This is a genomic window from Thermogutta sp. (assembly GCF_014359955.1).
GTDB lineage: Bacteria > Planctomycetota > Planctomycetia > Pirellulales > Thermoguttaceae > Thermogutta.
On record NZ_JACIYL010000140.1, the window covers coordinates 1 to 7,662 of the forward strand.

Below are 7,662 nucleotides of genomic sequence, written 5' to 3' on the forward strand. Positions count from 1 at the left end.
AATGCTGCACATGTTTAAACGCAAATAGTCAGCCCCGGAGACACCGGGTGTACCTTACCCACACCCGCTGCGCCAGCAAAGTCAACGGTGAAAAATACAGCATGTCCGATTCCTATCACAATCTCGGACAGAGTGAATAACAGATTGAAAGAAAGGTGCGACGGACGTGATTCCCGAGAGTGTGATTGTTCTGGCCTATCTTTTAGCGTCTGTCCTGTTTATTCTGGGCATTAAAGGCCTGACCCATCCGCGAACCGCGGTTCGCGGAAATCTGACCGGGGCCCTGGGGATGCTCATCGCTATCCTGGCGACGCTCTTTCACAGTTCGATCATCGAATATCACTGGATTATCCTGGGACTGATCGTTGGGGGTGTCCTCGGAGCGGTACTGGCCCTTAAGGTCCGCATGACCGCCATGCCGCAAATGGTGGCCCTGCTCAACGGTTTCGGTGGGGCGGCTTCCGTCCTGGTTGCCGGTGCCGAGCTGATTCGGACTCCGCCGCCACCCTTCAGCGACGTCGCGATTGCCACGTTTGCCTCGGCCATTATTGGCGCGGTCACCTTCTGGGGTAGCCTGCTGGCCTTTGCGAAACTGGAAGAATACAAGGCGTTTCGGCAACCGATTCGATATCCGCTTCTTCAGCCGATCAACGCAGTGCTGGGCCTCCTGGCCGTGGGAGCGAGTGCACTGGGCGTGCTCGATCCATCCTCCACCGGATGGTATTGGGTGGTCGTGGCTCTTTCCTCGGTGCTGGGCTTGACGCTGGTGAATCCGATCGGCGGAGCCGATATGCCCGTCGTCATCGCCCTCCTGAACTCGTACAGCGGACTGGCAGCGGCAGCGACTGGATTCGTCCTGGGAAATGCCGTGCTGATCATCTCGGGTTCGCTGGTCGGGGCGTCTGGCATTATCCTGACTAATATCATGTGCAAGGCGATGAACCGCTCGATGTTCAATGTCCTCTTCGGAGTACTTCAGGAGGGTGAAGAGGCTGCCAAGGCCGACGAGGTCTATCGGACGGTGAAATCGGCCACAGCCGAAGAAATCGCCATGCTTTTCGATACCGCTCGCCGCGTTGTGATCGTTCCTGGTTACGGGATGGCCGTGGCTCAAGCTCAGCACGCGGTGCGGGACCTCTACCATTTGCTCGAATCGCGGGGGATCGAGGTTTTGTTCGGTATTCATCCTGTGGCAGGCCGCATGCCGGGCCACATGAATGTTTTGCTGGCAGAAGCGGAAATACCTTACGATAAGCTCAAAGAATTGGACGAGATCAACGCCATCCTCAACGAAACCGATGTGGCGATCGTCCTGGGGGCTAACGACGTTGTCAATCCTCTTGCCAAGACCGATCCCAAAAGCCCCATCGCGGGCATGCCGATTATCGAGGTGGATAAAGCCAAGACTGTCGTGGTCATCAAGCGGAGTCTCAGCCCCGGCTTTGCAAACATTCCCAATCCTCTGTTTGCCGCTCCCAACACCCTGATGTTCTTTGCGGATGGCAAGCGTGCGGTGCTCGACCTGGTTGCCGCCATCAAGGAAAGTTGAGACAATACCCCCAAAGTGGCGGTCAAGTCATTGCGGGATCGTCCAACCCGACAATCGATCTGATGGCAGATTGATTGGCAAAAACCCGGTCGGGGGAGGCTTCCCATGCATCGCAGGTTTGTCGCATGGCTGTTGATCTTTCTCTTGGGAATTTCGATCGTCCCCAGCCGGGCCTCAGCCGAGACCCACACCGTCCTGGGCATTGAGGGCTCGCGTTTCACGATTAATGGTGAGCCCACCTTCCTGCTGGGCATCAGTTACTACGGCGGGCTCGGGGCCCCGCGCGAAACCTGGACTGAAGATCTCAGGGAGATCAAAAGGCTCGGCTTGAATTGGATTAGAATATGGGCAAACTGGGCAGCTTTTGATCAAAAAGCCTATGCCGTCGACCCGGAGGGCAACCCCTGGGAACCGGGGATGCTGAAGCTCCGTGAAATCGTAGGCTGGTGCGACGCCCATGGGATGATCGTCGATATCACGCTCTCCCGGGGCAATGGAGTGACCGGGCCCAGGAGGCTCCAATCGCTGGATGCGCATCTTCGCGCGGTTCGTTCGCTCGTGGAGCACCTTAAGGATTACCGAAACTGGTACCTCGATCTCTCCAACGAACGCAACATCCGGGACTCTCGTTTCACTTCCATCGACGACCTCGGCGTGCTCCGGCGTGAGGTTCGTTCCCTCGATTCCAGTCGGCTTGTCACGGCTTCGCATGCTGGGGACATTCCGCCGGATATGTTGCGCGAATATGTCATGCGGGTGGGATTGGATTTTATCGCGCCGCACCGGCCTCGAAACGCCCAATCAGTCCAGCAAACGGAGGCAAAAACACGTGAGTATCTGGACACTTTACAGAAGATAGGCAAGATTGTCCCAGTTCACTATCAGGAACCATTCCGTCGCGATTTTGGCTCGTGGCAGCCATCCGCCAGAGACTTCGTTGCCGATCTGGAGGGCGCCTTCCGCGGAGGGGCTGCCGGCTGGTGCTTCCATAATGGGGACCGCCGGGCCGCGCCCGATGGGCGACCGCGACGGTCGTTTGATCTGCGGGACGGCCGTCTGTTTGCTCAACTCGACTCCGAAGAAAAAAACGCAGTCGAGTTGATCACGGAGTTCTGCAAAAAGAATCTCCTCCAAAAGTGAGTCTTTCTGCTCGCTGGGTTACTGTTGCGGGTCCCTTTGCGGGCCTGGAGAAAAGTTCCTTTCCGTGGCGATAGCATCAGGGCCGGACCGGCAGGAAGGACCGCTACCATCCTTTTCTCTCTCATCTCGGGAAAATCCTGCAAGTTCGGAGTAGATTCTCACGATAAATGATGTAGCCGGTCTACCACATGGCAAAATCACGCCGGGTTTCACAGTCCCGGTCCGGCCCATAGCGTGACCGGCCTGAGGCGTCATCAAGCCCGGCAAACCGAGAATGGAAACAGTAACGATCGCTAGTTGAGGAGCGGTACATGGCGCGAGGACTTCGAAGACTGCGATTGTGGGGCCTATTGGGCGGTGGACTGCTGTTCCTCACAGGCTGTGGAACCGCAATGAGCCCCATTGACTGGGGAGTTCTCAATTACCCAATCCCCGTTTCCCCGTATTTTCAGAAGAAGTTCGAGGATAAAGCCTGGGAAGAGGAGCGGTATAAGAAAATGCCGATCCTTCCGCCTCTGGTTGAGGGTGCCCCGCACGCGGCCCTGGATGAGCCGTCCGACGATGAAGTGATCCGCGCGTTGGAAAAGGCACGGGGTGTGGAAGGCGGTCTGCCTCTCCTTCACGAGGTCCAGCGGGGAAATGTGCGGATTGTGAAGGAGTTGATCACCGACTCGATCGATCCACCGCGCGTTTATCCACTGATAGGCCCGGCCCAATTGCACCACGTCCACTGGAAGTGCACTATTTACTTCACGGAAACAGTCAAGGTCGGCTGGCCAATTCCCTACACTACGCAGAACCAGGAAGCTGTCGAAGTGGTCTACATCGACCACGACCACCTGCACATGGTGGGAAATGTAGAAGGCGGCGCGGGAAGCAACTATTGATCTCGGAATCGATCCTCGCTTTCCCACAAACGACCTGTGCAATACAAGGCCCCGTTCTGTCTGCGGGGCCTTGTTTATTTCGTGTCGCCGGGAACAGGGGAGTTTTTTTTTCCAACCCCGAGGTCTTCTTCGATCGCTCGCGCCTCGTTACTGAAGGTGAATGGTTCGCGGCTTGGATCAGCGGGGCGAAGTTGGCGGGCAAGCTGAGACAAGTCCGAAGCGGGTGTCAATTCGTTCTGGGGCGGCACCGAAGTACAGCCAGCAACACTCAGAAAACTTGCCAACAAAATCAGAACGCTCACCATGCTCCGGCAACGACGCGACAACCTGCTGGTCATGGATCTCCGCTCCAGCTCAATCACTCTTCCAGAATGCTTCGGCCCGGTCAACAATCGCTCGTTTGAAACTGCGGCAACGTGGAAAGGCGTGAGAGTATGACAAAACGGCGTTTTCCCATCAAGAGCGAAAAATCGCTGCAGCAGGCTAACTGGAAAAAACGCACGTTCTTCGATAAACTTGCAACGTTACATTGACGTGGCTCACCAAGGTGGAAATCCGCCGTCAATTGCGCGCTGGCCGAGATTCCAACCGTCTGCGTTTGCGCTGACGGGGAGACATTTTGCTATATTGCGGATCCTGTGTGCTGATTACTGTTGCACTCAACGTGGCGACCGAGAAGCCGCATTGATGTTCCCGAAAGGCGAAAATTGTGCCATCGGTTATTCTCACTACTGTTTTGGGATGTGGCAGACAGAGTTGACAAAGTTGGCTAGGTGAAAGATGGCCACCGTCCTCATCACGTCAGGGCCCACGCGTGAATTCCTGGATCCGGTGCGATTCCTGTCCAATGCGTCTTCAGGACGGATGGGCAGGGCACTGGCGGATGCATTCTGCACCGCTGGCCATCGCGTCATCGTTGTGTCAGGACCTGTGGCCATCGAGTATCCCCCGCAAGCGGAAGTCATATCAGTAGTAACGACAGAGGAGATGCTCAAGGCCTGCCAGTCCGTTTTTCCAGAATGCGACGGCGTGATCGGTGCCGCCGCGCCCTGTGACTTTCGCCCGGAACAGGTGGCTTCGCAAAAAATTGTCAAATCGGGTGCTCCGCTGACAATTCGCCTTGTGGAGACCCCCGACGTCCTGGCCAGACTTGGTATGATGAAACGGCATCAATGGATTGTGGGTTTTGCCCTGGAAACACACAATGCGAGGCAACACGCCCTGGAAAAGATTCAAAGAAAACGGTGCGATTTGATGATTGTCAACCGTCCCTCGGCGATCGGAGCAGAGTGGTCGTCCGTAGAGATTCTGGATTCCCAGGGGACCTGTCTTGCCGAGTGGGCTGGAACAAAAACGGATATCGCCATTCGCTTGCGGGAATTGATCGAGCAAAGGTTTTTGAAGTTGTCAAACACCAGTGGGGGTGGTTGAAATCCACGCCAGATCTCCGAGTTCGGCGCAAGTCGGAGGCAGCTCGACTGCCGCGAGGAGTGAGGTCGAGGTACACTGTTGGCCGCCGACTCGGTGAACAAATGCAGGAGGAATCGGCATGTCCCAGGCTCTCCAGGTTATATCGGCCGGCATTTTGTTCGCCGACATTGCCTGCGAACCGATCGAAAGACTTCCGAAAGCCGGTGAACTCGTGCCCACTTCTCGCATTCAGCTTGGGCTGGGGGGCTGTGCCGCAAACGTGGCCGTCGATTTGCGAAAATTGGACGTCCCGGTGGGCGTGGCAGGATGTGTGGGGGAAGATTTCTTCGGCCAGTTCATTCAGGAAGCGCTCAAAAGGTCCGGTGTGGATACTGCGGGAATTCGCGCCGTACCGCAATTTGGCACGGCAGCCACTATGATTGTCAATGTGCAGGGTGAAGACCGGCGCTTCATCAGCACGCCGGGTGCAAATGTGGTTTTTCGGACCAGCGATATCCCAACCGTTTGGTTAGAAGGGGCTCAAGTTCTCTACATCGGCGGGTATTTGATGATGCCAGGTGTGGAAACCGATGACTTCGCCAATCTCCTGGCGACCGCCCGCCAACGGGGCATAACAGTTGTTCTCGACGTTGTCCTCATGGAGCGCAAAGATTTTCAACCAATTTTGAAGAAAATCCTTCCCCACGTCGATTATTTCATGCCCAATGACGACGAGGGTGAGATCATCCTCGGTGTGTCCGATCCCATCGAGCAAGCCCGTCGATTCCACGACATGGGAGCACGGAATGTCGTCATCACGCTGGGCGAAAAAGGCTGTCTCTTTGTGGGAGAGCGGGGGAGTTTCCGAGCTGGGGTGTATCCCACAACGTTCGTTGGGGGCGCTGGCGCAGGTGATGCCTTTGACGCGGGGTTTATCATGGGATTACTTCTCGGCGAGTCCCCCGAAGGCTGCGTGCGCTGGGGCAGTGCCCTGGGAGCCAGTTGTGTGCGGGCAATTGGAACGACCGAAGGCGTCTTCAATCGCGCCGAGGCGGAGGCGTTTCTGGCAAGTCACGAATTGGAAATCACGTCGATTTGACGCCCCCGCAACGGAACGCTAATTCTTTGCGAAAAAACGTCTGGGAGGAGACCATGCGGATTGCCGTTCTTTGCAGTGGTGGCGACGCCCCTGGCATGAATGCATGTGTGCGGGCGATCGTACGGGCAGGAATTTCAGCCGGGCACGAGGTGATTGGGATCCGTCGCGGTTATTCCGGCCTTTTGCGGGAAGAGTTCTTCCTCAACGAGCAGGGTGAGCCACGCATGTCGCTGCGGAGTGTGTCCGATATCGGCAGGCGAGGGGGAACCATTCTTCACACCAGTCGCTGCGAGGAATTCTATTCAGAGGCAGGCCAGAAAAGGGCGGCGGAGATTTTGCGGAAAAATAAGATCGATGCTCTCATCCCTATCGGTGGGGACGGCACGTTTCACGGGGCGGTCGCCCTCGCCAAACATTGGGATGGACAGATTATCGGATGTCCCGGGACGATTGATAATGACCTCCTGGGCACGGACTACACCATCGGCTTCGCCACTGCGGTGCACACGGCCGTCGATGCGGTTGACAAACTGCGTGACACGGCGGATGCGCACGAAAGGATGTTCCTCGTGGAGGTGATGGGCCGACACAGTGGGTACATCGCTCTCTATACGGCAATCGCCGCGTCCGCGGAAATTGCATGCATCCCCGAAACTCCCACCGATGTATCCGAGATCATCCGCCAACTCCACGAACTGAAATCCCGCGGCAAGACTTCGGTGATGATGATCGCGGCCGAGGGTGACGAGCGTGGGGGTGCCGCTGCTCTTCAAAAGGCTCTCTGTGAAAACGGATGTCCGTTCGAAACCCGCGTGCTTGCTCTCGGGCATCTCCAGCGTGGAGGAAGTCCCGTGCCCCAGGACCGTATTTTGGCCGCCCGACTGGGAGATTTCGCCGTGCGATCGATTCTGGCGGGAAAGACCGGGTGTATGGCGGGCGAACGGCAGGGGGAACTTGTTCTCGTCCCGTTTGAAGAAACGTACGCGGCGCACAAGCCGGTTCCTCAGGACCTGGTACGTCTCCTGGAGACGCTCGCCTCCTGAATCCGGTGGCTGCCGCCACGCCAGAAAAAGTTCCTCTACTGGCAGGGGCCAGCGGTGGGCATGCCCCGTCACCTGCGCTGCGGAGGGGCGTCGCGAGGTTGCCCCGCTTCACGCCGACTATCCGAGCAACCTTTTACCTCTTGGCGGGAAAACGAATGAGAGTGACGCTGTAGGGTGCTACTTCGACCTTCCCCGCGTCGGGAACTTCTCTTTCCACAATGCTCACACGCGGTGGCTTTCCCGGTTCGTTGAAAAGCATCGGATCATCCCCGGCCATTTCCCATGCCCGGCCGGGCGCTTCCAGCTTGACCGCGGTGGTTTGCAGCTTTAGATGCTGCCGTTCCGCGGTCGGATTGACCACGGCAAGCACGACCGCGTCCCTGGCATCAGTCAGGGTAGCCTGCACATCGAGGACAGAGTGGGAACAGGTGGTGGCAACGGGGATTTGCCCAAAATGTTTACGATACAGGGCGAGGACAAGCCCGGTTGTCTCGAAGCTGGCGGCCGTTTTCGTCGTCTTAATTGCTCCGATCA

The 7,662-nt window shown here is 57.2% G+C and carries 7 protein-coding genes; 6 read left to right on the plus strand and 1 reads right to left on the minus strand.

Going from position 1 to position 7,662, the window contains the following annotated elements; all coding sequences use genetic code 11:
• Positions 1-166 precede the first annotated feature (166 nt).
• The 6 genes from H5U08_RS06325 to H5U08_RS06350 all read left to right on the plus strand — a co-directional run bounded on the left by H5U08_RS06325 (position 167) and on the right by H5U08_RS06350 (position 7,128).
• Positions 167-1,549 carry an NAD(P)(+) transhydrogenase (Re/Si-specific) subunit beta gene (locus H5U08_RS06325; RefSeq protein WP_297031365.1) on the plus strand — a complete coding sequence of 461 codons (1,383 nt, stop codon included), beginning with the start codon at positions 167-169 and terminating at the stop codon, positions 1,547-1,549.
• Between the two features lie 105 nt (positions 1,550-1,654).
• On the plus strand, positions 1,655-2,689 hold the full coding sequence (locus H5U08_RS06330) for a hypothetical protein (RefSeq protein WP_297031366.1): 1,035 nt from the start codon (positions 1,655-1,657) through the stop codon (positions 2,687-2,689).
• Between the two features lie 311 nt (positions 2,690-3,000).
• Positions 3,001-3,576: a hypothetical protein gene (locus H5U08_RS06335; protein WP_297031368.1), complete on the plus strand. Its 576-nt coding sequence runs from the start codon at positions 3,001-3,003 to the stop codon at positions 3,574-3,576.
• A gap of 780 nt (positions 3,577-4,356) precedes the next feature.
• Complete coding sequence (locus H5U08_RS06340) at positions 4,357-5,007, plus strand: phosphopantothenoylcysteine decarboxylase (RefSeq protein ID WP_297031370.1); 651 nt, start codon at positions 4,357-4,359, stop codon at positions 5,005-5,007.
• 118 nt (positions 5,008-5,125) lie between these two features.
• Entirely contained in the window at positions 5,126-6,085 is a 960-nt protein-coding gene (locus tag H5U08_RS06345) for a carbohydrate kinase family protein (protein WP_297031372.1), read from the plus strand.
• A 53-nt stretch (positions 6,086-6,138) separates the two neighbouring features.
• Positions 6,139-7,128, plus strand: a complete 990-nt coding sequence (locus tag H5U08_RS06350) for an ATP-dependent 6-phosphofructokinase (protein ID WP_297031373.1) — start codon at positions 6,139-6,141, stop codon at positions 7,126-7,128.
• A 133-nt stretch (positions 7,129-7,261) separates the two neighbouring features.
• Here the strand turns inward: H5U08_RS06350 and H5U08_RS06355 are convergent.
• Positions 7,262-7,662 (minus strand): hypothetical protein (locus tag H5U08_RS06355; RefSeq protein WP_297031375.1); only part of this gene is annotated, 401 nt, incomplete at its 5' end.

Bases quoted from the DNA above. Each gene is read 5' to 3' on its own strand.
- H5U08_RS06340 (WP_297031370.1), top strand. From the start codon at position 4,357: ATGGCCACCGTCCTCATCACGTCAGGGCCCACGCGTGAATTCCTGGAT.
- H5U08_RS06350 (WP_297031373.1), top strand. From the start codon at position 6,139: ATGCGGATTGCCGTTCTTTGCAGTGGTGGCGACGCCCCTGGCATGAAT.
- H5U08_RS06345 (WP_297031372.1), top strand. From the start codon at position 5,126: ATGTCCCAGGCTCTCCAGGTTATATCGGCCGGCATTTTGTTCGCCGAC.
- H5U08_RS06335 (WP_297031368.1), top strand. From the start codon at position 3,001: ATGGCGCGAGGACTTCGAAGACTGCGATTGTGGGGCCTATTGGGCGGT.
- H5U08_RS06330 (WP_297031366.1), top strand. From the start codon at position 1,655: ATGCATCGCAGGTTTGTCGCATGGCTGTTGATCTTTCTCTTGGGAATT.